Source organism: Streptomyces sp. NPDC093984 (genome assembly GCF_044764595.1).
Lineage (GTDB): Bacteria > Actinomycetota > Actinomycetes > Streptomycetales > Streptomycetaceae > Streptomyces > Streptomyces cynarae.
In genome coordinates this window covers 274,375-296,130 of sequence record NZ_JBIWIM010000008.1, presented here as the reverse complement: position 1 = coordinate 296,130, position 21,756 = coordinate 274,375, and the positions used below count along the sequence as shown (strand labels likewise).

Sequence of the window (21,756 nt, the reverse complement as noted above, 5' to 3'; positions counted from 1 at the left end):
GGGGCCCGCTCAACGCCCGCCGCCCGGCCACAGGCCGTCCTCCGTCAGCCCCAGCAGCTCGATGGCGTTGCGCCGGACGATCCGCTCGACGACGTCCGGCTCCAGGTGCCCCATCTGCGCCTCGCCGACCTCGCGCGACTTGGGCCAGGTGGAGTCGGAGTGGGGATAGTCGGTCTCGTACAGGACGTTGCCGACCCCGATGGCGTCCAGGTTCCGCAGGCCGAAGGCGTCGTCGAAGAAGCAGCCGTGGACGTGCTCGGCGAACAGCTCGGACGGCGGGCGGTGGACCTTGTCGGCGACGCCGCCCCAGCCGCGGTTCTCCTCCCAGACGACGTCCGCGCGCTCGAGGATGTACGGGATCCAGCCGATCTGCCCCTCCGCGTACATCACCCTGAGGTCGGGGAACCGCTCGAACTTGCCGCTCATCAGCCAGTCGACCATCGAGAAGCAGCAGTTGGCGAAGGTGATCGTGGAGCCGACGGCGGGCGGGGCGTCGGCGGACGTGGACGGCATCCTGCTGCTCGACCCGATGTGCATCGCGACGACCGTCCCCGTCTCGTCGCAGGCGGCGAGGAAGGGGTCCCAGTCGTCGGTGTGGACGGAGGGCAGGCCGAGCCGGGGCGGGATCTCGGAGAACGCGACGGCGCGGACGCCGCGTTCGGCGTTGCGGCGCACTTCGGCGGCGGCGAGTTCGGCGTCCCAGAGGGGGATGAGGGTGAGGGGTATGAGGCGTCCGCGCGCCTCGGGCCCGCACCACTCCTCCACCATCCAGTCGTTGTACGCCCTGATGCACAGCAGCCCGAGCTCGCGGTCCTTGGCCTCGGTGAAGGTCTGTCCGCAAAAGCGCGGGAAGGTGGGGAAGCAGAGGGCGGACTGGACGTGGTTGACGTCCATGTCGGCGAGACGCTGGGGGACGTCGTACGAGCCCGGGCGCATCTGCTCGTAGGTGATCACCTCGAGCCTGATCTCGTCCCTGCTGTACCCGACGGCGGTGTCGAGGCGGGTGAGGGGCCGGTGCAGGTCCTCGTACACCCACCAGTCGCCGAGCGGGCCCTCGTCGCCGGGGGCGCCCATGACCGGGGCGAACCTGCCGCCCAGGAACGTCATTTCCTTCAGGGGCGCGCGGACGATGCGCGGCCCGGTGCCCCGGTACTTCGCCGGGAGGCGGTCCTGCCAGACGTTCGGGGGCTCCACGGTGTGGTCGTCGACGGAGATGATCTTCGGGAAGGCGGCGCCGGTGCCGGTCGCTGAGGTCTCCATGCCGGTCAAGGTAGCGCTGATCTGACGGAGCGTCAGCTATTGCGGACCGAACCGGGGGTGCTTCGGACAGGGGGAGACGGGGCGCTCCGGACCGGGGGCGGAGGGGGCGCTCGGGACCGAGGGCAGGCGGGGCACTCGGGACCGGGGGCAGGCGGGGCAAGCGGGACGCCCGGGACCGGGGGGCAGAACGGGACGCTCGGGACCGGGGGCAGACGGGACGCTCGGGACGGGGACAGACCAGGCGCTCCGGATATGCGGAGAGTGTGGGAACCTTGTGACGCACCGCACAGTGGCCTGTGATCGCCGTCTCCCACGGCTGACGCATCCGCCATGAACAAGGCAAACTGGCCTCTTGGTTGTGGACGGTTCGGCAGGGGGCCAGGGGGCAACGATGGACGGTGTGCCGCGAGTACCTGAGCAGCGGGGTCCCGAGGATTCGGCGACACTGCGCTTCGGTGTGCTCGGACCGGTGCGCGCCTGGCGCGGGGAGGAGCTGCTGGCCACGGGCTCGCCGCAGCAGCGCGCCCTGCTGGCCGCGTTGCTGATGCGCGAGGGCCGTACGGCGACGGCGTCCGAACTGATCGACGCCCTGTGGGGCGACGACCCGCCCCCGCGGGCGCTGGCGGCGCTCCGCACCTACGCCTCCCGTCTGCGCAAGGTGCTCTCACCGGGTGTCCTGCTCAGCGAGTCGGGCGGCTACGCGGTGCGGCTGGGCGAGCCCCGCTCCCTGGACCTGGCCGCCGCCCAGGAGCTGGCCGCGGAGGCGGAGAAGGCGAAGAACTCCGGGGACCTGTGCCATGCCCGGCAGGTCCTGAACGAGGCGCTCGCGCTGTGGGACGGGGAGCCGCTGGCCGGGGTGCCCGGCCCGTACGCGGAGGCGCAGCGCGCCCGGCTGGAGGAATGGCGCCTGCAACTCCTCGAGTCCCGGCTCGACATGGACCTGGAGCAGGGCTGCCACGCGGAGGCGGTCTCCGAGCTCACGGCCCTGACGGCGGCACACCCCCTGCGCGAGCGGCTGCGGGAGCTGCTGATGCTGGCGCTGTACCGCTCCGGCCGCCAGGCCGAGGCCCTGGCGGTCTACGCGGACACGCGCCGCCTGCTGGCCGACGAACTCGGGGTGGACCCCCGCCCCGGCCTGAAGGAACTCCAGCAGCGCATCCTCCAGGCGGACCCGACCCTCGCGGAACCGTCGGCACCGGCGCCCGAACCCTCGGCCACCCCCGTACGGCCGGCGCAGCTCCCGGCCACCGTCCCGGACTTCACGGGCCGTGCCGCCTTCGTCGCCGAACTGGGCGAGGTGCTGGCGTCGGCGAAGGGCAGGGTGATGGCGGTGTCGGCGCTGGCGGGCATCGGAGGCGTGGGCAAGACGACGCTGGCCGTGCACGTGGCCCACCAGGCCCGGTCGGCCTTCCCGGACGGCCAGCTGTACGTGGACCTGCAGGGCGCGGGCCCGCGGGCGGCGGAACCGGAAACGGTCCTCGGCTCCTTCCTGCGCGCCCTGGGCACCGCGGACTCGGCGATCCCGGACTCGCTGGAGGAACGCTCGGCCCTGTACCGCTCGGTGCTGGACGGCCGCCGGGTGCTGGTCCTGCTGGACAACGCGCGCGACGCCGCCCAGGTACGCCCGCTGCTGCCGGGCACGGAGGGCTGCGCGGCGCTGGTGACGTCACGGGTCCGTATGGTCGACCTGGCGGGCGCGCACCTGGTGGACCTGGACGTGATGTCGCCCGACGAGGCGTTGTCCTTGTTCACGAAGATCGTGGGCGAGGAAAGGGTGGCCTCGGAACGGGAGGCGGCGCTGGACGTGGTGGCGGCGTGCGGCTTCCTGCCGCTGGCGATCCGCATCGCCGCGTCCCGCCTGGCGGCGCGCCGCACCTGGACGGTCTCGGTTCTGGCCGCGAAGCTGGCGGACGAGCGACGCCGCCTGGACGAACTCCAGGCGGGCGACCTGGCGGTGAAGGCGACGTTCGAGCTGGGCTACGGCCAGTTGGAGCCCGCGCAGGCGCGGGCGTTCCGACTGCTGGGCCTGGCGGACGGCCCGGACATCTCCCTGGCGGCCGCCGCGGCGGTCCTGGACCTCCCGCTGGAGGAGACGGAGGACCTGCTGGAGTCCCTCGTCGACACCTCTCTGCTGGAGTCGGCGGCACCCGGCCGCTACCGCTACCACGACCTGGTCCGACTCTACGCGCGTGCGTGCGCGGAACGGGACGAACACCCGCCGAGCGAGCGGGACGCGGCGATGTCGCGGTTGCTGGACTTCTACCTGGCCACGGCGGCGGGGGTGTACGCGATCGAGCGGCCGGGGGATCGGCTGGTGGATCACCTGGAGAAGACCCGGACGGCCGGCCTGGTCTTTCCGGACCGGCGTGCGGCCCAGGACTGGCTCTACTCGGAAGCCGTCTCGCTGCTCGCCTGTGTCCGCCAGTCGTCCGACGGCGCCCGGCTCAGGCGCGCGGTCGACCTGCTGTGGGCAGCGGTGGATCTGGCGGAGTCCGGGGCGAACTTCAAGGAGTACGAGGCGGCAGCCACTGCCCTGCGCGATGCCGCGCGTGCGGCGTCGGACGGCCGTTCGGAGGGCCGGGCCAGCCTTGTCCTGGCCAACGCCCGCCACTGGTCGGGTTACTTCGACCAGGCGGATCAGGAGGCACGGGAGGCCCTGAGGCTGTCCGAGGCCGCAGGGGATCCGCTGCCCTGCTGCTGGGCGGCAAACATCCTCGGTGCCTTCGCCTTCTACCAGAGCCGCTACGGGGACGCCGAGGACTACCTCGAGCGGGCCATCAAGGAATTTCGCGCCTGCGGTGACCTGCCGGGCACGGCGACCGCCCTGTGCAACCTCTCCCGCTTGCACCTGGCGACAGATCGTGCCGACAGCGCGATCAACCTCGCTCGGCAGGGCACTGAGATGTACGAGGAGCTCGGACACACGCTCAAGGCCGCGAACGGTCACTACGCGCTTGGCCTGGCCTTGAGTAAGAACGGCCAGCAGTCCGATGCCTCCGACCGCCTCATGCAGGCCCTCCAGGTGTTCCGCGCCAGTCGCCAGCGACTGTGGGAGGGCATGACCCTGTTCCGTCTCGCCGAGGTGGATCTCCTGGCCCAGCGCCCCGCGCAGGCAGCCGCCAACGCCGAGATGGCCCTCGCCATGCTCAGGGGGATCGGTGGGGAATGGCGCCGGGGAAACGTGCTCACCGTTCTCGGCAAAGCACTGACCCGCCTGGGGCAGTCCGGACGGGCCCAGGTCTGCTGGCGAGAAGCCCTCGAAATCTACGAGGGGCTGAACTCCCCAGAGGCCGCCGAAGTGCAGGCGTTGCTGGCTCCCGCGGCAGCCGCGTGACGCACGACACGGACGTTCATCGTTCGTTTATCGCCGCCAGGCACTCTCTTGTTTGTCGATCCGTCGCGTCGGGGGGCAGACGGACCGCCGGTGAGGTCGCCTGACTCGCAGTCTAGGGTGGGCGACTTGAATGGCCCGTCCGGCCACCCTCGGGGGAGTGGCCGGACGGGCCGACGACAGTCCGACAGCAACAATCAAGGGGAGGCACCAGCATGAGCGACACCACCAAGGACGAGCCGGTCGTCAAGCCGGACAACACGCACATCACCGACGCCGAGGCCGGCACCGAGGTTCAGCCGCTCAACACGCACATCACCGATGTCAACGACGGCGAAGCCACCCCGGACAACACGCACATCACGTCGGACCCCAGCTAAGACCTTCTCCCACACGGGGATCGGCCGCGACGGCGCGGAGGGGGAGCCGTCGCGGCCGAAGTGTGTCAGAAGCAGGGTTCTCGCCGATTCTCCACAGGAGCTGATGCGACCCGCACCAAGAAGATCGTGGCCGTCGTGGCCCTGGTACTCGGCGCGACCGCCGCCGCCGCGAGCCCGGCACTGGCCGACAACCACGCCACCATCACGCCGCAGGACAACCACGCCACGCTGGTGACCCAGCAGGACAGCCACGCCACCTGATCCGAAGTCACAGGCAATTCGGGGGGGGCCGAGCCTGCGTTCGGCCCCCCGGTACCAGGCCTGCAGACCGACCTCCGACCCAACCGACGGAGCGGTGTCCGAGCAGTCGCCCCGCCCGTAAACCATGCCGCGCAGATCCCGTACGCCGCTCACGGCAGCTCCGACGCCGGCTCGAAAAGACCCTCCACTCCCTCCCTGAGCGGGGGTTGAGGGGCTGGCGTGACGAGCGGGGCGCGCCCCACCACCCGCTACCGGCCCCGCCTCACCACCCGCTACCGGCCCCGCCCCGCCACCGCTACCCGGCCCCGCCCGTCCGCCGGCCTCAAGCAGCCGAACCCGCCCGGCGTGCATGCGAGACGGGGCCGCACCCCCCGGCACGGGCACAAACCAGACAACAGGCTCTCGAACCCCGCCGGACCCCCGCTACACCCCCGGCCGCCCGCACGCTTCTCACCCGTGCTGGAGCGGGACTGGTCAAGGGTGGCCCGGAGGCCATCGGCGAAGCCGACGCGGAGTGGAGCGCAGCGGAACGCAGCGCTCTTGACTCGGCCCGCGGAAGCACGACCCTTGCGAAGAAGCGGGCGGCCCGACAGCCACCTCAGCAACGTGCGTCCGCCCGAGCCAACCCCCGGGCGACCCAGCCCACCCCAACCGTCAAAGCTCCTCGATCAGCCCCGCCGCGCGGATCACCGCCGCCAGCGCGTCACCGTTCCCCGTGCGTCGGTGGACCTCCAGGCAGGTGTCGGCGAGTTTGATGACGTGTTCGTCGCCGTGGTGGACGGCCAGGGCGAAGACCTCCTCCGGCGACTCGGGGGCCGTGGGGAGGCTGTGCCGGGGTGCGGGTGCGGCGGGGGTGTAGGCGGCGGTCACGGCGGCGCTCGCCGCCCAGGCCGCGTGCAGGCTCGTCGCCCACTGGGTGCGCGGCAGTGCCGGCAGGGTGCGCAGGACCGCCATGGGGGCGGTCGCGGCGTGGACCAGCATGACGGCCGAGCCGTGGGCGTTGGCGAGGTAGTGCACGGCCGCGGCGGTCGTCAGGTCGGCCAGGCGGTCCCGGGCCTGGTCGGACTCGGTGGCGGGTCGCAGTGCGGCCAGCGCGGTGGGCCAGTCGGGCAGGTCGGTGAGCTGGTCGAGCCGGTGGTTGATGCTCGCGGTCTGGTCGGGCACGCGCGGGACAGCGGCGAGCGCGGACGCCGGGTCGGCGGTTCCGGCGGGGGTGGTGAACGGGACCCGTTGCCAGCGGGCCGCCCAGTAGCCGAGGGCCTGGGCCAGTTCGGTCAGGCGCGGCCCGTCCTCGTGGTCCAGCAGGGCGTGGACCGCGTGGCCGGTGCGGATCACGCCGTGGGTGGCGCCGGCCGCGATGCCCGGGAGCAGCCTCGGCCACCATGTCTCCAGCACCGTAGGCCAGGGTTGTTCCGTCACCTCGTGAGTGAAGTACGCCAGCCAGTCGCCGAGACGACGCGGGTCTCCGAGCGCCGTGCGCCAGTCGTCGGCCGTGATGGGCGAGGTCGCGCGCGGCAGATCGTCCAGTCGGCGTGTGTAGAGGTCCAACCAGCGGTGGACCTGGGGCGCGTGGCCGTGTCTGACCATGGCTTCCACCGCCATGGGGCCGTGGTTGCTCAGCCAGCCGTCGAACTCCGGTCCCGTCCGGTGCAGCCGTTCGTACGCCTCGTCGAGTGTGCCGTCGATGTCCATGGGACCTGACCGTACGTGCGCGCCGGCCTTTCAACATCGGGCTGCGGATCGAGACCCACCCCTTCTTCGGCACCCCTCCGCCGGGCCTACGTCGTCCCCAGGCCCTGTCGCGTGCGCCCGCGCAACTCCCCCTTCACCACCTTCCCGCTCGCGTTCCTCGGAAGGGCCCCGACGAACTCCACCTCCCTCGGGACCTTGTAGTTCGCCATCTCGCGGCGGGACCAAGCGATCAGGTCGTCGGACGTCACCACCGCCCCCGGCCTGCGCACCACGTACGCCTTCCCCACCTCCCCCAGCCGAGCGTCCGGCACGCCGATCACCGCCGCCTCCGCCACGTCCGGGTGCAGGGCCAGCAGTTGCTCTATCTCCGCCGGGTACGCGTTGAAGCCGCCGACGATGAACATGTCCTTGATGCGGTCCGTGATGCGGAGGTTGCCCGCCGGGTCCAGTACTCCGACGTCGCCCGTGCGGAGCCAGCCGTCCGGGGTCAGGGTTTCCGCCGTGGCCGTCTCGTCCTCGAAGTAGCCCCGCATGACGTTGAAGCCCCGGACCAGGATCTCCCCCGGAACTCCCGCGCCGAGCGGTTCTCCCTCCGCGTCCACCACCCGTACCTCCACTCCCGGGATCGGGCGGCCCGATGTCGTCGCGATCACCTCCGGCGGATCGCTCCTGCGGCACATCGTCACGAAACCGCTCGCTTCCGACAGGCCGTACGCCGTCAGGACCGTTTCGACGCCGAGTTCGTCCCGTAGCCGTTGCACCAGGCGCAGCGGCACCACCGCCGCCCCCGTCACGACCAGGCGGAGAGCGGAGAGGTCGTAGGAGGCCCGCGACGGGTGGTCCAGCAGCGCCTGGTGCAGGGTCGGTGGGCCCGGCAGGACGGTCACCCGCTCCGCCGCCGTGTTCGCCAGTGCCGTGTCCACGGTGAACACCGGCTGCGGGATCATCGTCGCGCCCCGCATCAGGCAGGCCAGCACCCCGGCCTTGTAGCCGAACGTGTGGAAGAAGGGGTTGACGATCAGGTAGCGGTCGCCCTGCCGCAGACCCGTCAGGTCCGCCCAGGTCTCGTAGGCCCTCAGCGTCTGCGCGTGCGTGATCACCGCGCCCTTGGGGCGGCCGGTCGTGCCCGAGGTGAAGACGATGTCCGAGGGGTGGTCGCCCGTCACGACCGACGACCTGCGCCGCACCTCCGGCTCGCCCACCCCCTCCCCGCTCGCCAGGAAGTCCTTCCAGGTGCGGAAGTCGGCCGGGGCGTCGTCCGCCAGGACCACCACCTGGTCCAGGTGCGGAAGGCCCGGCAACGGACCGGCCCCGAGTCCCTCCCCCGCCGCCCTCCGCAGCGACGCCACATACGACGTCCCGAGGAACGTGCCCGTCACGAACAGCAGTTTCGCCCGGCTCCGGCGCAGCACGTAGGCGGCCTCGGAGCCCTTGAAGCGGGTGTTGAGCGGCACCAGGACCGCGCCCGCCGACACAGCGCCCAGAGAGGACACGATCCAGTCGAGCGTGTTCGGCGCCCAGATCCCGACGCGGTCGCCGACGCCGACGCCGTTCGCGATGCAGGCCGCCGCCGCGCGTTCGACGCGGGCGCCCAGTTCGGCGTACGAGATCCGGGTACGGCCCTCGACGACCGCCTCCGTGTCGCCGTAGCGACGGGCCGCACTCCGCACCAGCTCCGGAATGCCGCCCCACTCCAGGTCACCGCGCACGGCGTCCTCCCCACGGTACGCACAGCCCGTCGTCGTAGCTGACTAGTCGTCAGATTAGCTGTAACCTGGCGGGCTGTCAGCCGCCGTAACCCCGCGGAGGTGCACCCATGGCAGGGTTCAAGGACGCGACCGCCGTCGTCGGCATCGGGCAGACCGACTTCGCCAAGCGGCTCCCGGAGTCCGAGAAGGCCCTGGCCTGCCGTGCCGTCCTCACCGCCCTCGACGACGCCGGGATCGCGCCCGGCGAGGTCGACGCGCTCGCCTCGTACACCATGGAGGAGACCGATGAGGTGGAGGTCGCCAAGGCCCTCGGCCTCGGGGATCTCACCTTCTTCAGCAAGGTCGGGTACGGGGGCGGCGGCTCCTGCGCGACCGTCGCCCATCTCGCCGCCGCCGTCGCCACCGGGCAGGCCACCGTCGGCGTCGCCTGGCGGTCCCGCAAGCGCGGCAGCGGGCCCCGGCCGTGGAAGAACACGGCGGTGCAGCTTCCCACTCCCGCCCAGTGGACCCGGCCCTTCGGGCTCCTCAGGCCCGTCGACGAGATCGGGATGCTCGCGCGCCGGTACATGCACCAGTACGGGGCGACCAGGGATCACCTCTTCAACGTCGCCCTCGCCTGCCGGAACAGGGCCAATCAGAACCCTGCCGCGATCATGTACGAGCGGCCCCTGACGAGAGACATGTACATGAGCTCGCGGTGGATCAGCGAGCCGCTCTGCCTCTTCGACAACTGCCTGGAGACGGACGGGGCGTTGGCCTGCGTGGTCGTCTCCCGCGAGCGTGCCCGTGACTGCCGGCAGCGGCCCGTCTACGTCCACGCCGCCGCCCAGGGGCTGCCCGCCCAGCACCACGGCATGGTCAACTACTGGAACGACGACCCGCTCACCGGCCCCGCCTGGACCGCCGCCCGGCACCTGTGGAAGCACGCCGACCTCACCCCCGACGACGTCGACGTCGCCCAGATCTACGACGCGTTCACGCCTCTGATCCTCCTCTCCCTGGAGGGCTACGGCTTCTGCGGCCGGGGAGAGGGCGGGGCGTTCACCGAGGGCGGTGCGCTGGAGACCGGCGGGCGGCTGCCCATCAACACGGGGGGCGGCGGGCTGTCCGAGGCGTACGTCCACGGGTTCAACCTGATCAACGAGGGCGTGAAGCAGCTGCGCGGGACCAGCACCGCCCAGGTGCCGGGCGCCTCCACCTGTCTCGTCACCGCCGGCGAGGGCGTCCCTACCTCCGCCCTTCTGCTGAGGAACTGAAGGAGCCGCACCATGCCCCCCGAAACCCTCCCCGCCCTCCTGTCCCCCGTCCCCGACGAGGACGGCGCCCCCTTCTGGGAGTACGCCGCCCGCGGCGAACTGCGCGTCCAGGCCTGCTCCGACTGCGGCGAGCCGCGCTTCCCGCCGCGGCCCTGCTGCCCGCACTGCCGGTCCTTCGCGAGCCGGTGGCGGCGGATGAGCGGGCAGGGGAGGATCTGGTCGTACGTCGTCCCGCACCCGCCGCTGCTCCCGGCGTACGCGGCGCAGGCTCCGTACAACGTGATCCTGGTCGAGCTGGCCGAGGCGCCGCGCATCCGCCTGGTCGGGAACCTCGTCACCGGGCCCGGCGCGCCCCTGGACTCCGTGCCGCCCGAGCGGGTCCGGATCGGTGCGAGAGTGCAGGCCGTCTTCGACGCGGACGGGTTGCCCCGGTGGGTGCTGGAGCGGTCGTGAGCGAAGGGCTGCGGATCAGTGCCGACAAGGACACCGGGGTCGCGGTCGTCACCCTGGACCGGCCCGGGAGGCTCAACGCCGTCGACCTTGCCATGGCCGGGGAACTGGCCGCCTGCTGGCGCGCGTTCAGGTACGACGACTCCGTGCGGGCCGTCGTCCTCACCGGTGCCGGGGAGCGGGCCTTCTGCACCGGGCTCGACCGGGACGCGGACGTGCCGCAGCCCACCTCGCCCTACATGCTGGACGATCCGCTGCTGAGGATCGGCCCGAAGGCGAACGACCTGTGGAAGCCGGTGATCGCCGCGGTGCGGGGCATGGCCTGCGGCGGGGCGTTCTATCTGCTCGGCGAGAGCGAGTTCGTCGTCGCGGACGAGACGGCTTCGTTCTTCGACCCGCACACCACCTACGGGATGGTCAGCGCGTACGAGGCGGTGTACATGGCGTACCGGATGCCGTACGGGGAGGCCGCCCGGATGGCGCTGATGGGGACCGCCGAGCGGATCTCGGCGCGGCGGGCGTACCAGATCGGGCTCGTGTCCGAACTCACCCCGCCCGGCGGCGCCTTGGACGCCGCGGTGCGCTGTGCCGCCGCCGTCGCCGCCTATCCGCCGGAGGGCGTACAGGGCACCGTACGGGCGCTGTGGGCGGCGAAGGAGGCGGCACGGGCGCAGGCCCTGGCGCAGGCGCCGGCGCTGATCGCCCTCGGGAACCTGCCGCCGGAGCGGCAGGCGGAGCTGTTCGCGGCGCGGCGCAGGGATGGGTACCGGGTGCGGTGAGGCACCGCTCGGTCCCCTGCGGGTCGACACGGCATGGCACGCCCCGACCACAGGGCGTAGCGTCAGGGGTGACGGCCGCCGTCCCGAGCCCCTTCCGTCCGGTCCGGTGCGGCGGCCGTCTCCGCCCGCCTTGTGGCTCAGAGCTCTCGGCACGCGGCGAGCGGGCGTACCAGACGCCGCGAGCCGGGCGCCCGTTTTGTTCGGAGCTCTCAGGACGTGCGGGACGTCCCCGTGCCCTTCTCCGCGTCCAGCGCGTACACGCAGCGGTCCTTGCTGCAGGCGTACACCACGCCGTCCTTCACCACCGGGGCGCCGGTGATCTCCCCGCCGGTGGCCAGCTTCCAGCGCAGGCGACCGTCGTCGGCCTTCAACGTGTACAGCAGGTGGTCCGTGGAGCCGAAGTGGATGCGGCCCTCCGCGACCGCCGGGGAGCCCACGATGTCGCCGCCCGCCTGGAAGCGCCACTTGGGGGTGCCGGTGACCGCGTCGAGGGTGTACAGGCCCTTGCCGCTGCCCACGTGGACGTGCCCGGCGGCCACCAGCACCGGGTCGATCGCCGCCCGTGACTCGGTGGCGATGCGCCAGCGGTCGCGGCCGTCCGCCGGGTCGAGGGCGTAGACCGTGCCGAGGTAGTCCGCGAGGTAGACGCCGCCGCCCGTCACCGCCGGGCCCGGCGCGAACGCGGGCGGGCTCAGGAAGACCGCCGGCGCCTCGAAGTGCCAGCGCGGCATGCCGCTCGCCACCTCCAGGGCCAGGACCCGGGTGCCGGCACAGACGTACACACAGCCGTCGGTCGCGGGGGTGAGGCGTACCGGGACTCCGCCGCAGGAGGCCGCGTCGCCGATGGGGTACGCCCAGCGCTCCTCGCCGCTGCGGGCGTCCAGGGCGCGCAGCCGGGCGTCCTGCCACACGTACACCGTGCCGTCGTGGAGCGCGGGGCCCGCCTCCGGGGTCTCGAACTCGGTCTGCGCACCGGTGAGCTCCCACAGCTTCCGGCCGTCGGACGCCTCCCACGCCTGGACGCCGCCGCCGCGGGTGGCGGTGACGACCGTGCCGCGGTCGGCCTTGAGGGAGTACACCCAACCGTCCATCTGCAGCCGCCACAGATCGGTGCCCTCGCGGGCGTCCAGGGCGAACAGGGTGGGCCCGTCGGAGGCGTGGACGCGGCCGTCCGCGACCGACATCGACCAGGCGACGTCGCGGGTCTTGAAGCGGCGGCGGCCGGTCGCCACGTCCAGGGCGTGCACCTCGAAGGAGGTGACGTAGACCAGGTCGTCGGCGACCGTGGGCGTGCCCCACACATCGTTCGACATGCGGAAGCGCCACGGGCGCCAGCCGGAGGCGGCCTCCGGGGGCGCGGGCGGCGCGGGGACCGCGGGCGCCGCTCCGGGCGCGCCGTTGACCCCGGCCGCCGGACGGGACCAGGACGCGGCGAGCGCGGCGTGAGGCGGCGGAGCCTTCAGCGCGGCGGCCCGGGCGTCGGCGACCCGCGGCCCGGGGCCGATCGGCACGGAGGCGCCCGCGAGCCGCACCGGCCCGGAGTCGGGCGTGCCGACCGGCACCGGGTCGTGGGACGGCGGAGGCGGTACCGGGTCGTGGGAGGGCGGGGGCGGCACCGCGGGGCGCGCGCCGCCGCCGCTGCGGTTGCCGGAGGTGGAGGGCTTGGTGGCAGGGCGCCCGCCCCGGCGGGCCTCGATCAGGGTGACGGCCTTCTCGGGCAGCCACGCCGACGCCGTACCGCTGTCGTCGGAGCCGGAGCCGAACAGGTGCGGGGCGAGCTGCGCCTGGAGGTCGGCCGGGTTGGGGCGGGCGGTGGGGTCCATCTGCATGCAGGACTCGATGAGCGGGCGCAGCTCGTCCGGCAGGCCGGTCAGGTCCGGGCCCTCGCGCAGCAGCATGAAGACGGTCTCGACGGGGTTGGCGCCGTGGAAGGGGGGATGCCCGGTGGCCGCGAAGACGAGCATCGAGCCGAGCGAGAACACATCGCTGGCACCGGTGACGCTGCGTGAGTCCTTGGCCTGTTCGGGGGACATGTAGGCGGGCGTGCCGACGGCCACGTTGGTCATGGTCAGACGAGTGTTCGATACACCGGAGGCGATCCCGAAGTCGATCACCCGGGGGCCGTCCTCCACCACGAGGACGTTCGACGGCTTGAGGTCCCGGTGGACCAGCCCCGCCCCGTGGATGGACTGCAGGGCCTCGGCCACGCCCGCCGCGAGCCAGCGCACCGCCTGGGCCGGCAGCGGGCCGCACTCGGTCACTATCTCCTCGAGGGAGGGCGCGGGCACATAGGCGGTGGCGAGCCAGGGCACGGCCGCGCGGGGGTCGGCGTCGACCACGGCGGCGGTGTAGAAGCCGGAGACAGCCCGGGCGGCCTCCACCTCGCGGGTGAAGCGCACCCGGAACAGCTGGTCCTCGGCCAGTTCCGTGCGCACCGTCTTGATCGCCACGCGCCGGCCGGACGCCGAGCGCGCGAGATAGACCAGCCCCATGCCGCCCGCACCCAGCCGTCCCAGCACCTCGAACGGCCCGATCCGCCGCGGATCGTGCTGCGTCAGCTGATCCACCACTTGCCTGCCACCTCCCCGTACGGGTCGCGTCATGCGCCTTGTGCACGCGACCCCGTGCAGCGTCTCACCACCGCACCGCCATGGCGGCACGCACCCCGATTCTTCCTGTCCGGGCGTGTGGAAGCTAACCCGAGGGCGGAACGGGGTGTCTCAGGACAAAAGCATGGCGCACGAGGGTACGGGAAGCGGGCGCCCGCATGGTGGAACGCGTGGCCTGTGGGGGCCGTCAGCGCTGGAGAAGCGCGAAACTCGCCCCCTGGTCGTCGCTGACCACCGCCACCCGTCCGTACGAGGTGTCGAACGCCGGTACCTGTACGCGCCCGCCCAGCCGGGCCACCGCGCCGAGCGCCGCCGCGCCGTCCCGGACGCCGAAGTGGACGAGGAAGTGCGGGGGCATCTCGGCGGGGAAGACGTCCTCGAGCGGGGCCCGCCCGAAGTCGGGGACGGCGCCGGGGCCGAACAGGGCCTCGTGGAAGAGGCCCGTGTAGAAGGTGTTCGCGGCGGCGGTGTCCCGCGTGTACAGCTCGGCCCAGGTGAAGGAGCCGGGCTCGTGCCGCTTGCCGAAGCCCGCGTGCGTCCCGGCCTGCCACAGCCCGAACACGGCTCCCTCGGGGTCGGCGGCCAGCGCCGCGGTGCCGAGGCCGTCCACGGGCTCGGGCAGGGCGACGACCTGGCCGCCGGCCGCCAGGATCCGCCGGGCGAGCGCGGTGGCGTCGGGGGTGGCGAAGTACACCGTCCACACGGTGGGCATCCGCCCGTCGACCTTGCGGTTCAGCGCGGCCACCGGTTCGCCCCCGAGGTGCGCCCACACGGACGAGCCGGGCGCCTCCTCGAAGCTCCACCCGAAGAGCTCACCGTAGAACCGCTTGCCCGCCTCGACGTCGGGCAACTGCGCGTCGATCCAGCACGGGACGCCCTCGGGGAAGGGGCCGTCGTGCGAAGACGATGGCGGATTTTCGGCCATGCTGCCAAGCTAACGTGCACGACCCGTGGAGCGCTCGCGGGCGTACTCCCTTTTCACCGCCCTGAAGCGGGTGCAGGCCCCTGTACTCCCCATTTGCAGTCGGCCGAATCGCGCTTCGATCACCCCTCGGTAAGCTGACGGCATGACAGGACAAGTGCGTACCGTCGACGGCCGCGTGGCCGGTCGACGCGGGCAGGCGACGCGGCAGAAGCTGCTCGACTGCCTCAGCGAGATGCTCAGCTCCTCGCCTTACCGCGACGTCAAAGTCATTGATGTCGCCCGGAAGGCGGGGACGTCACCGGCGACCTTCTACCAGTACTTCCCGGACGTCGAGGGCGCCGTCCTCGAGATCGCGGACCAAATGGCCGCGGAGGGCGCCGGGTTGACCCAGCTGCTGGAAGGCCGCTCCTGGGCCGGGAAGGCCGGCTGGCAGACCGCGCAGGAACTCGTGGAGGGTTTCCTGGAGTTCTGGCGCAAACACGACGCCATCCTGCGCGTGGTGGACCTCGGCGCGGCCGAGGGCGACAAGCGCTTCTACAAGATCCGCATGAAGATCCTGAACTCGGTGAACAACTCCCTCGCGGACTCGATCTCCGAGCTCCAGTCCAAGGGCAGGGTCGACAAGGACGTGAACCCGGCGGCCGTGGCGGGCGCGCTCGTGGCGATGCTCGCGTCCGTGTCCTCCCACCAGAAGGGCTTCACGTCCTGGGGCGTCAAGCAGGCCGAACTGAAGCCGAACCTCGCGCTGTTGGTGTACCTGGGCGTCACCGGCAGGAAGCCGACGAAGTAGCCCCCGGCCACGGCACTCGCCGCGACGGCGCCAAGTCCTGTCACCGAGGCGGCGGTTCACCCGATTGGACCGCCGCCTGTCGCGCCGTCCGGCCCACCGTGCCAGTGCCCCCGCGTCCAGGAGTGCGGTCACCGCGGTACGACCCGGAACAGCCGGATCTCCCGCTCCACCCGCTCCTGGTACGTGGCGTACGGCGGCCAGAACGCCAGCACCGCCTTCCAGGCGGTCTCCCGCTCCCGCCCCCGCAGCAGATGGGCCGTGACCGGGATGTCCTGGCCCTTGAAGTTGATCTCCGCGTCGGGGTGGGCGAGGAGGTTGTGGGTCCAGGCCGGATGACCTGGCCGCCCGAAGTTGGAGCCGATGAGAAGCCAGCTGCCGCCCTCCTCCGGCATGCACGCGAGCGGCGTACGGCGGGCGAGGCCGCTTCTCGCGCCGGTGGACGTGAGGATCACGCCCGGCAGCATCTGCGCGCTGAGCAGCACCTTTCCACCGGTCAGCCGGTGCACCGCGCGGTCCAGGGCGGGCACGACGTGTGGCGCGGCCCTGGCGAAGGCCCGCGTGGAGGACACCTTCTGCACGATCCGTGCAGCGAGGGCCGTCATACGGCCACCTCCCCGCGCTCGAAGAGCCCCGCCGCGTCCGCCGCGTGCGCCCGCAGCCGGTGCACCGGCCCGAACAGCAGCTCGTCGCCGGTGGCCCGTTTGAAATAGAGATGCGCCGCGTGCTCCCAGGTGAAACCGATGCCGCCGTGCAACTGGATGCCCTCGGCAGCGGCGGTCAGCAGCGCCTGAAGGGCCTGGGCGAGCGCGAGCCCGCCGACCTGCCCGCCCGTCTCCCGCGACCGCCCCTCCAAGGAGCCTCCCCTCGTGCTCAACGCCTGGGGGCACCCCCGTCGCACCGCACCTCCTGGTTCCTTCGCACCTGCCCACGCCGCGTAGTACGCCGCCGAGCGCGCCGCGCGCACCCGCACGTACACATCGGCCAGCCGGTGCTTCACGGCCTGGAAGGACCCGATGGGCCGGCCGAACTGCTCCCGCTGCCCGACGTACTCGACGGTCCGCTCCAGCGCCCGGTCGGCGGCGCCCACGGCCTCGCAGGCGAGCACGGCGGCGGCACGGTCCCCGACCGAGGCGAGCGCCCCCGTCACGTCGGCACCGTCCTCACCGAGCAATTCCGCTTCCACGTCGCGCAGTTGGATCCGGGCGCGGGGCCGCGTCCCGTCCAGGGCGGTCTGCCTCGTACGGACGGCACCGTCCCGTACGAGGAACAGCAGCGTCCGCGACCGCGCGAACCCCCCGGCGTGCGCGGCCACGACCAGCAGCCCGGCGCTGTGCCCGTCGAGGACCTGCGCCGCCTCCCCGTACAGCCGCCAGGTGCCGGCCGCCCGCCGCGCCTGGACGCCACCGGCGCGTCCGCCGCCCGCCCAGTCGCCCCGGTTGTCCCCGGTGAGGGCGAGGGCGGTGGCGAGGGCGGTGCCCGGGACGGCGAGGGTGGCGGTCAGCTCCCCGGCGGCGATCCGGGGCAGCAGTGCGGCACGCTGGGCGTCGGTGCCCAGGGCGAGCAGCAGGGGCGCGGCCAGGACCGCGGTGGCGAGCAGCGGGGAGGGGGCGAGGGTCAGGCCCACCTCCTCGCAGGCGAGGGCGAGTTCGGTCGTGCCGCAGCCCGCACCGCCGTACGCCTCGGGGAGTGCCAGCCCGGGCAGACCGAGCCGCCCGCCGAGGGTGGCCCACAGGGCGGGGTCGTACCCGGCGGCGGTCGAAGCGGCGGCGCGCACGTCTTCGGGCCCGCAGCGCTTGGCCAGCACCTCGCGCACCGTACGGCGGATCTCGTCCTGTTCGGCGGTGAAGCGGGTGTCCATGCGCGACCGGCCCCTTTCACTATCTGATGGAGCGTCATATTAGGCGAGCGGTCTTCGCGCGCACAGGCTCCGGCGCCGACATATCTGATGTACCGTCAGATTCATGACTCCCAGATCCGGTCGACGCGCCGCGATCGTCGGCGTGGCGCTCTCCGACTGCGGGCGGGTCGACGACACGACCCCGTACGCCCTGCACGCCCAGGCCGCCCGCCGCGCCCTCGCCGACGCGGGCCTGGATCGTGCGGTGATCGACGGCTTCGCCTCCGCCGGGCTCGGCACACTGGCGCCGGCGGAGGTGGCCGAGTACCTCGGCCTGCGGCCCACCTGGGTCGATTCCACCTCCGTCGGCGGATCCACCTGGGAGGTCATGGCGGCCCACGCGGCGGACGCGATCGCGGCGGGCCACGCCCGGGCGGTGCTGCTGGTCTACGGTTCCACGGCCCGCGCGGACATCAGGGCGGGCCGCCGCACGGGCACCCTGTCCTTCGGTGCCCGCGGCCCGCTGCAGTTCGAGGTGCCGTACGGCCACACGCTGATCGCCAAGTACGCGATGGCGGCCCGCCGCCACATGCACGCCCACGGCACGACGATCGAGCAGCTGGCCGAGGTGGCGGTGCAGACCCGGGCCAACGCGGCGGCCAACCCGGAGGCCGTGTTCCGGGACCCGATCACGGTCGAGGACGTCCTGACGGCGCCGGTGATCGCGGACCCCTTCACCAAGCTGCACTGCTGCATACGCTCCGACGGCGGGGCGGCGGCCCTGCTGGTGGCCGAGGAACTGGTACGGGACTGCCGTACGCGGCCGGTGTGGGTGCTGGGGACCGGAGAGCACGTCTCGCACACGACGATGTCCGAGTGGCCGGACTTCACGGTGTCCCCGGCGGCGGTGAGCGGCCGCCTCGCCTTCGAGCGGGCCGGGGTGCGCCCGGAGGAGATCGACTTCGCGGAGATCTACGACGCCTTCACCTACATGACGCTGGTGACACTGGAGGACCTCGGCTTCTGCGGGAAGGGCGAGGGCGGGGCGTTCGTGGAGAAGGGGCGGCTGCTGGTGGCGGGCGGGGAGCTGCCGGTGAACACGGACGGGGGCGGGCTGTCCGCCCAGCACCCGGGAATGCGGGGGCTGTTCCTGCTGGTGGAGGCGGTACGGCAGCTGCGGGGCGAGGCCGGGGCGCGGCAGGTCCGCACGAGGGGCGGGCGGCTGCCGGAACTGGCGGTGGCTTCGGGGACGGGGGGCTGGTTCTGTTCGTCGGGGACGATGGTGCTGGGGCGGGGGTGAGGGCGGCAGGGACGGCGTCTCCGGGTGGCGGATACTCGGGGCATGGCAACGGATCTTCACGAGCTGCTCAGGTCCCTGCGGGTGTGGGACCCGGAGACCACCGAGCTGCCCGCCTTCGACCCGGCGGCGGCGCCCGGGGACCCGCTCGCGCTGTTCACGGAGTGGTTCGCGCAGGCGGTGGCGGCGGGGCAGACCGAGCCGCACACCATGTCGCTGGCGACGGCGGACGCGGACGGCACACCCGACGTGCGGATCGTGATGCTGCACGGCGCGGACGCGGACGGCTGGTCCTTCGCGACGCACGCGGGCAGCCGCAAGGGCCGGCAGCTGGCGGCCCGGCCGTATGCCGCCCTCGGCTTCTACTGGCCCGTGCAGGGCCGCCAGATCCGGGTGCGCGGCCCGGTCACGGCCGCGCCGTCGCAGGAGGGGCAGGCGGATCTGCACGCCCGCTCGACCGGGGCGCTGGCGGCGGCACTCACGGGCCGCCAGAGCGAAGTACTGGGCACCACCGAGGAATTGGCACGGGCGTCGGAGCAGGCCTGGGAGCAGGCGCGGCGCGAGCCGGACGCCCCGGTCCCGTCCTGGACGCTGTACCGCCTCCGGCCCGAGGAGGTGGAGTTCTTCCAGGGGGACGCGAGGCGCCGGCACGTACGGCTCCGCTACCGCCGTACGGAGGCCGGCTGGGCGACGGAACTGCTGTGGCCGTGAGGGAGCGTCACGCGTCCCCGAACTCGTACATCGCGAAATCCGCCACCGGCCGGTAGCCGAGCCTCTGGTAGAGGCCGTTGCTCGTGGGGTTCGCGAGGTCGGTGAAGAGCAGGACCTCCTTGGCGCCCGCGTCGAGCGCGGCCCGGCTGACCGCTGCCGTGGCGCCCCCGGCGTAGCCGCGGCCACGCAGCGGGGCGGGGGTGTAGACGGTGGCGACGCGGACCTGCCCGGCGACCTCGGGGGTGACGCTCGCCATCGAGACGGGCGTGCCGTCGGGGGTCTCCCACAGCGTGACGCCGCCACGGGCGAGCCGGCTCTCGGCCCATCGGTCCGGGTCCTGCGCGGCACCCTCGCCGATGTCCGCCGCGAACGCGGTGTACCACCGCGCGACCAGCTCGTGGTCGGCCGCCGCGGCGACGCGGGCGCGACCCGGCGGCGCGGGGTCGGGCGGGGTGAGGGTGCCGAGGCGGTAGAGCCGTTGGCGCTGCGCGAGGCGGGCGGGTGCACCGGTGCGCCGCTCCCAGGCGGTGGCGAACGCGACCGCCGCCTCCGCCGGTCCTACGACGGAGGGGACCGCTCGCCCGTCCTCGGCCAGCCATGCCGCCAGCGCGTCCGCGGCCTCGGCGGTGAGGGCGGTGACGTTGAGCCCGTACGGGGGTGTCCGCAGCACGGTGGCCCCTACGGTGCCGCCGCCGTCGACGAACCGGCCGTAGTACGGCGCCTCGTCGCCGTAGAGGGTCCGCCCCTCCGCCCGGAGCCTGTCGGTGACCGTCAGCTGGACGGTGTGCAGCGCGGGCTCGGACCACAGGAACGCCCCGGCCCGGTCGAGGAACTCCTCGAGGTCATCGGTGAACTGCCAGTCGTACGCGTCTGAGGCCATACGCCACGATCCCGTGAACCCCCGTGCGGCGCACGCGATTTACGCCTCCTGGCGGGGAAGCGTCGGCTCCGGGTCGCTCGCGAGCCTGGCGTGCAGATGCACGTCCCGGAACGCGTCGTGCCGTCCCGCTGCGAACATCGCGTCGCGCAGCGTCCCCTCGTACCGGAAGCCGCACCGCTCGGCGATACGGCAGGACGCCTCGTGGCCGAGGGCGTGGCCCAGTTCCAGGCGGTGCAGGCCGAGGTCGGTGAGGGCCCAGTGGGCGGCGAGCGCGAGCGCTCGGGTCGCGACGCCGTGGCCACGGGCCTCGGGCAGCACCCAGTAGCCGACGCGGGCCAGGCTCAGGACACGGTCGATCTCGTTGACGCCGATGTGCCCCAGCGTCGTACCGCTCGCCGCGTCCGTGACCCGGAACGACACGCTGGTCCCGTTCGCCGTGCCCTCCGCCTTCAACCGCAGCGACTCGGCCGCGTCGGCCCTGTCCCGCACGATCTTCAGCGGGGTGTTCCACTGCGTGAAATCCGGGTCGGTCAGCCCCCGGAACCATGCCTCCAGGTGGGCGTCGGACTTCGGGTCCCAGAAACTCAACCGCAGACCGTGACCCTGGAGTTCGGGAACGGGGTGGCTGAGGGTCATCTCGCGTATGTCGGCCATCGGACCATTCAATCAATCCGGGCCGGATGCGCTCACCGGTTTTCCCGCGGCCGGAACACGGGCACGCCCTCCCTGAAGGCCACCTCCAGCGCCATGCCGACCCGCAGCCCGGACGGTCCGCACCCCACCACCTCGGTCATCATCCGCGGCCCCTCCGCGAGGTCGACCACGGCGGCGACGTACGGTGTGCGCCCGTCGAAGGGCGGCAGTTCGTTGCGGTGGACGACGGACCAGGTGTAGAGGGTCGCCCGGCCGCTCGCCGGCTCCCAGGTCACGTCGTCGCTCCAGCAGAACGGGCAGAACTCGCGCGGGTAGTGGTGGGCGCGCCCGCAGGCCGCACAGCGGCGGACCAGCAGCCGCCCCCGCGCCGCCGCGTCCCAGTAGGGGCGCGTGAAGGCGTCCACGTCGGGGACGTCGAAGCGCCCGCTCACCGGAACAGTCCCAGCGCGCCGTCCACCGACCAGGTCTGCCACGACATCCCGAACAGCGCCACCACCGAGATCAGCGCCATCATCGAGTTCTGCCCCTGCTCCGCCCAGTCGTGGATCATGAGGACGAAGTAGAGGACGTTGAGCACGAGCCCGCCGACCAGGGCGACCGGCGTGAGGAAGCCGGTGATCAGCCCGAGCCCGAGGGCGAGTTCCGCGTACGCCACGACGTACGCCATCGCCTTCGGCCTGGGCGCGACCACCGCGTCGAAGCCGCTGCGCACCGCCGTCCAGCGGTGCTCGGCGGCGATGTCCGCGGCCCACGCGATCCCGGTCCCCCGCTCGAACCACGCCTTCTTGTCCTTGTGCCGCCAGCTCTCCAGCCACCACAGCCCGAGCCCGATACGCAGCACGGCGAGCCATTCCCCACCGGTGAGCCAGATCGTGTCCATGCGCTCTCCTGCCGCCGAGCGGATCTGACGGTACGTCAGTTCAGCTCATGTTCGG

General features: G+C 72.8%; 20 protein-coding genes. 9 read left to right on the top strand and 11 right to left on the bottom strand.

What is annotated here, in order from left to right:
• Positions 1–9 precede the first annotated feature (9 nt).
• Entirely contained in the window at positions 10–1,260 is a 1,251-nt protein-coding gene (locus ACIRC0_RS28110; protein ID WP_403621098.1) for an amidohydrolase family protein, read from the bottom strand.
• 391 nt (positions 1,261–1,651) lie between these two features.
• On the opposite strand from ACIRC0_RS28110, the gene ACIRC0_RS28105 reads away from it, so the two are divergent.
• From ACIRC0_RS28105 to ACIRC0_RS28095, 3 genes are all read left to right on the top strand, one after another.
• A complete protein-coding gene (locus tag ACIRC0_RS28105; protein WP_403621095.1) occupies positions 1,652–4,594 on the top strand; it encodes a BTAD domain-containing putative transcriptional regulator in 2,943 nt (980 codons plus the stop codon).
• A 212-nt stretch (positions 4,595–4,806) separates the two neighbouring features.
• The gene (locus ACIRC0_RS28100) at positions 4,807–4,971 is read left to right on the top strand and encodes a hypothetical protein (RefSeq protein ID WP_263230536.1); all 165 of its coding nucleotides are present in this window, start codon (positions 4,807–4,809) and stop codon (positions 4,969–4,971) included.
• A gap of 135 nt (positions 4,972–5,106) precedes the next feature.
• Positions 5,107–5,232 (top strand): hypothetical protein, encoded by a 126-nt coding sequence (locus tag ACIRC0_RS28095; RefSeq protein WP_403621091.1) that lies wholly within the window; start codon positions 5,107–5,109, stop codon positions 5,230–5,232.
• 654 nt (positions 5,233–5,886) lie between these two features.
• Here the strand turns inward: ACIRC0_RS28095 and ACIRC0_RS28090 are convergent.
• Together ACIRC0_RS28090 and ACIRC0_RS28085 are read right to left on the bottom strand one after the other, a co-directional pair.
• Positions 5,887–6,924, bottom strand: coding sequence for a questin oxidase family protein (locus ACIRC0_RS28090; RefSeq protein ID WP_403621088.1), 1,038 nt, complete (start codon positions 6,922–6,924; stop codon positions 5,887–5,889).
• Positions 6,925–7,010: 86 nt separating this feature from the next.
• Complete coding sequence (locus ACIRC0_RS28085; RefSeq protein ID WP_403621085.1) at positions 7,011–8,633, bottom strand: FadD3 family acyl-CoA ligase; 1,623 nt, start codon at positions 8,631–8,633, stop codon at positions 7,011–7,013.
• Positions 8,634–8,740: 107 nt separating this feature from the next.
• On the opposite strand from ACIRC0_RS28085, the gene ACIRC0_RS28080 reads away from it, so the two are divergent.
• From ACIRC0_RS28080 to ACIRC0_RS28070, 3 genes are read left to right on the top strand one after another with little or no spacing between them, the layout of a single operon-like run.
• Positions 8,741–9,889, top strand: coding sequence for a lipid-transfer protein (locus ACIRC0_RS28080; protein ID WP_403621082.1), 1,149 nt, complete (start codon positions 8,741–8,743; stop codon positions 9,887–9,889).
• 12 nt (positions 9,890–9,901) lie between these two features.
• Entirely contained in the window at positions 9,902–10,342 is a 441-nt protein-coding gene (locus tag ACIRC0_RS28075; RefSeq protein WP_403621079.1) for a Zn-ribbon domain-containing OB-fold protein, read from the top strand.
• Positions 10,339–11,118, top strand: coding sequence for an enoyl-CoA hydratase/isomerase family protein (locus ACIRC0_RS28070; RefSeq protein ID WP_403621076.1), 780 nt, complete (start codon positions 10,339–10,341; stop codon positions 11,116–11,118). The genes ACIRC0_RS28075 and ACIRC0_RS28070 overlap by 4 nt, the downstream gene beginning before the upstream one ends.
• Before the next feature lie 209 nt (positions 11,119–11,327).
• Here the strand turns inward: ACIRC0_RS28070 and ACIRC0_RS28065 are convergent, their stop codons facing one another.
• Entirely contained in the window at positions 11,328–13,688 is a 2,361-nt protein-coding gene (locus ACIRC0_RS28065) for a PQQ-binding-like beta-propeller repeat protein (protein WP_403621073.1), read from the bottom strand.
• 226 nt (positions 13,689–13,914) lie between these two features.
• A complete protein-coding gene (locus ACIRC0_RS28060) occupies positions 13,915–14,652 on the bottom strand; it encodes a VOC family protein (protein WP_403621070.1) in 738 nt (245 codons plus the stop codon).
• 154 nt (positions 14,653–14,806) lie between these two features.
• Here ACIRC0_RS28060 and ACIRC0_RS28055 point away from each other — a divergent pair, with 154 nt between their 5' ends.
• Positions 14,807–15,442: a TetR family transcriptional regulator gene (locus tag ACIRC0_RS28055; protein ID WP_200421089.1), complete on the top strand. Its 636-nt coding sequence runs from the start codon at positions 14,807–14,809 to the stop codon at positions 15,440–15,442.
• Between the two features lie 128 nt (positions 15,443–15,570).
• Here ACIRC0_RS28055 and ACIRC0_RS28050 read toward each other — a convergent pair whose 3' ends face one another.
• Positions 15,571–16,044 (bottom strand): nitroreductase/quinone reductase family protein, encoded by a 474-nt coding sequence (locus tag ACIRC0_RS28050; protein ID WP_403621067.1) that lies wholly within the window; start codon positions 16,042–16,044, stop codon positions 15,571–15,573.
• Positions 16,041–17,300 (bottom strand): acyl-CoA dehydrogenase family protein, encoded by a 1,260-nt coding sequence (locus ACIRC0_RS28045; protein WP_403621064.1) that lies wholly within the window; start codon positions 17,298–17,300, stop codon positions 16,041–16,043. Before ACIRC0_RS28045 ends, ACIRC0_RS28050 begins: the two co-directional genes overlap by 4 nt.
• Before the next feature lie 103 nt (positions 17,301–17,403).
• On the opposite strand from ACIRC0_RS28045, the gene ACIRC0_RS28040 reads away from it, so the two are divergent.
• Together ACIRC0_RS28040 and ACIRC0_RS28035 are read left to right on the top strand one after the other, a co-directional pair.
• Entirely contained in the window at positions 17,404–18,579 is a 1,176-nt protein-coding gene (locus ACIRC0_RS28040; protein ID WP_403621061.1) for a thiolase C-terminal domain-containing protein, read from the top strand.
• Between the two features lie 42 nt (positions 18,580–18,621).
• A complete protein-coding gene (locus ACIRC0_RS28035; RefSeq protein ID WP_403621059.1) occupies positions 18,622–19,287 on the top strand; it encodes a pyridoxal 5'-phosphate synthase in 666 nt (221 codons plus the stop codon).
• Positions 19,288–19,294: 7 nt separating this feature from the next.
• Here ACIRC0_RS28035 and ACIRC0_RS28030 read toward each other — a convergent pair whose 3' ends face one another.
• The 4 genes from ACIRC0_RS28030 to ACIRC0_RS28015 are packed head-to-tail and all read right to left on the bottom strand — an operon-like array spanning position 19,295 to position 21,701.
• Entirely contained in the window at positions 19,295–20,167 is an 873-nt protein-coding gene (locus tag ACIRC0_RS28030; RefSeq protein ID WP_403621056.1) for a GNAT family N-acetyltransferase, read from the bottom strand.
• Positions 20,168–20,206: 39 nt separating this feature from the next.
• Positions 20,207–20,821 (bottom strand): GNAT family N-acetyltransferase, encoded by a 615-nt coding sequence (locus ACIRC0_RS28025; protein ID WP_403621053.1) that lies wholly within the window; start codon positions 20,819–20,821, stop codon positions 20,207–20,209.
• Positions 20,822–20,853: 32 nt separating this feature from the next.
• Entirely contained in the window at positions 20,854–21,252 is a 399-nt protein-coding gene (locus ACIRC0_RS28020) for a Zn-ribbon domain-containing OB-fold protein (RefSeq protein WP_403621050.1), read from the bottom strand.
• Complete coding sequence (locus ACIRC0_RS28015) at positions 21,249–21,701, bottom strand: DoxX family membrane protein (protein WP_403621047.1); 453 nt, start codon at positions 21,699–21,701, stop codon at positions 21,249–21,251. Before ACIRC0_RS28015 ends, ACIRC0_RS28020 begins: the two co-directional genes overlap by 4 nt.
• Positions 21,702–21,756 lie beyond the last annotated feature (55 nt).

Bases quoted from the DNA above. Each gene is read 5' to 3' on its own strand.
- ACIRC0_RS28110 (WP_403621098.1), bottom strand. From the start codon at position 1,260: ATGGAGACCTCAGCGACCGGCACCGGCGCCGCCTTCCCGAAGATCATC.
- ACIRC0_RS28105 (WP_403621095.1), top strand. From the start codon at position 1,652: ATGGACGGTGTGCCGCGAGTACCTGAGCAGCGGGGTCCCGAGGATTCG.
- ACIRC0_RS28100 (WP_263230536.1), top strand. From the start codon at position 4,807: ATGAGCGACACCACCAAGGACGAGCCGGTCGTCAAGCCGGACAACACG.
- ACIRC0_RS28090 (WP_403621088.1), bottom strand. From the start codon at position 6,924: ATGGACATCGACGGCACACTCGACGAGGCGTACGAACGGCTGCACCGG.
- ACIRC0_RS28080 (WP_403621082.1), top strand. From the start codon at position 8,741: ATGGCAGGGTTCAAGGACGCGACCGCCGTCGTCGGCATCGGGCAGACC.
- ACIRC0_RS28075 (WP_403621079.1), top strand. From the start codon at position 9,902: ATGCCCCCCGAAACCCTCCCCGCCCTCCTGTCCCCCGTCCCCGACGAG.
- ACIRC0_RS28060 (WP_403621070.1), bottom strand. From the start codon at position 14,652: ATGGCCGAAAATCCGCCATCGTCTTCGCACGACGGCCCCTTCCCCGAG.
- ACIRC0_RS28050 (WP_403621067.1), bottom strand. From the start codon at position 16,044: ATGACGGCCCTCGCTGCACGGATCGTGCAGAAGGTGTCCTCCACGCGG.
- ACIRC0_RS28045 (WP_403621064.1), bottom strand. From the start codon at position 17,300: ATGGACACCCGCTTCACCGCCGAACAGGACGAGATCCGCCGTACGGTG.
- ACIRC0_RS28040 (WP_403621061.1), top strand. From the start codon at position 17,404: ATGACTCCCAGATCCGGTCGACGCGCCGCGATCGTCGGCGTGGCGCTC.
- ACIRC0_RS28035 (WP_403621059.1), top strand. From the start codon at position 18,622: ATGGCAACGGATCTTCACGAGCTGCTCAGGTCCCTGCGGGTGTGGGAC.
- ACIRC0_RS28030 (WP_403621056.1), bottom strand. From the start codon at position 20,167: ATGGCCTCAGACGCGTACGACTGGCAGTTCACCGATGACCTCGAGGAG.
- ACIRC0_RS28025 (WP_403621053.1), bottom strand. From the start codon at position 20,821: ATGGCCGACATACGCGAGATGACCCTCAGCCACCCCGTTCCCGAACTC.
- ACIRC0_RS28015 (WP_403621047.1), bottom strand. From the start codon at position 21,701: ATGGACACGATCTGGCTCACCGGTGGGGAATGGCTCGCCGTGCTGCGT.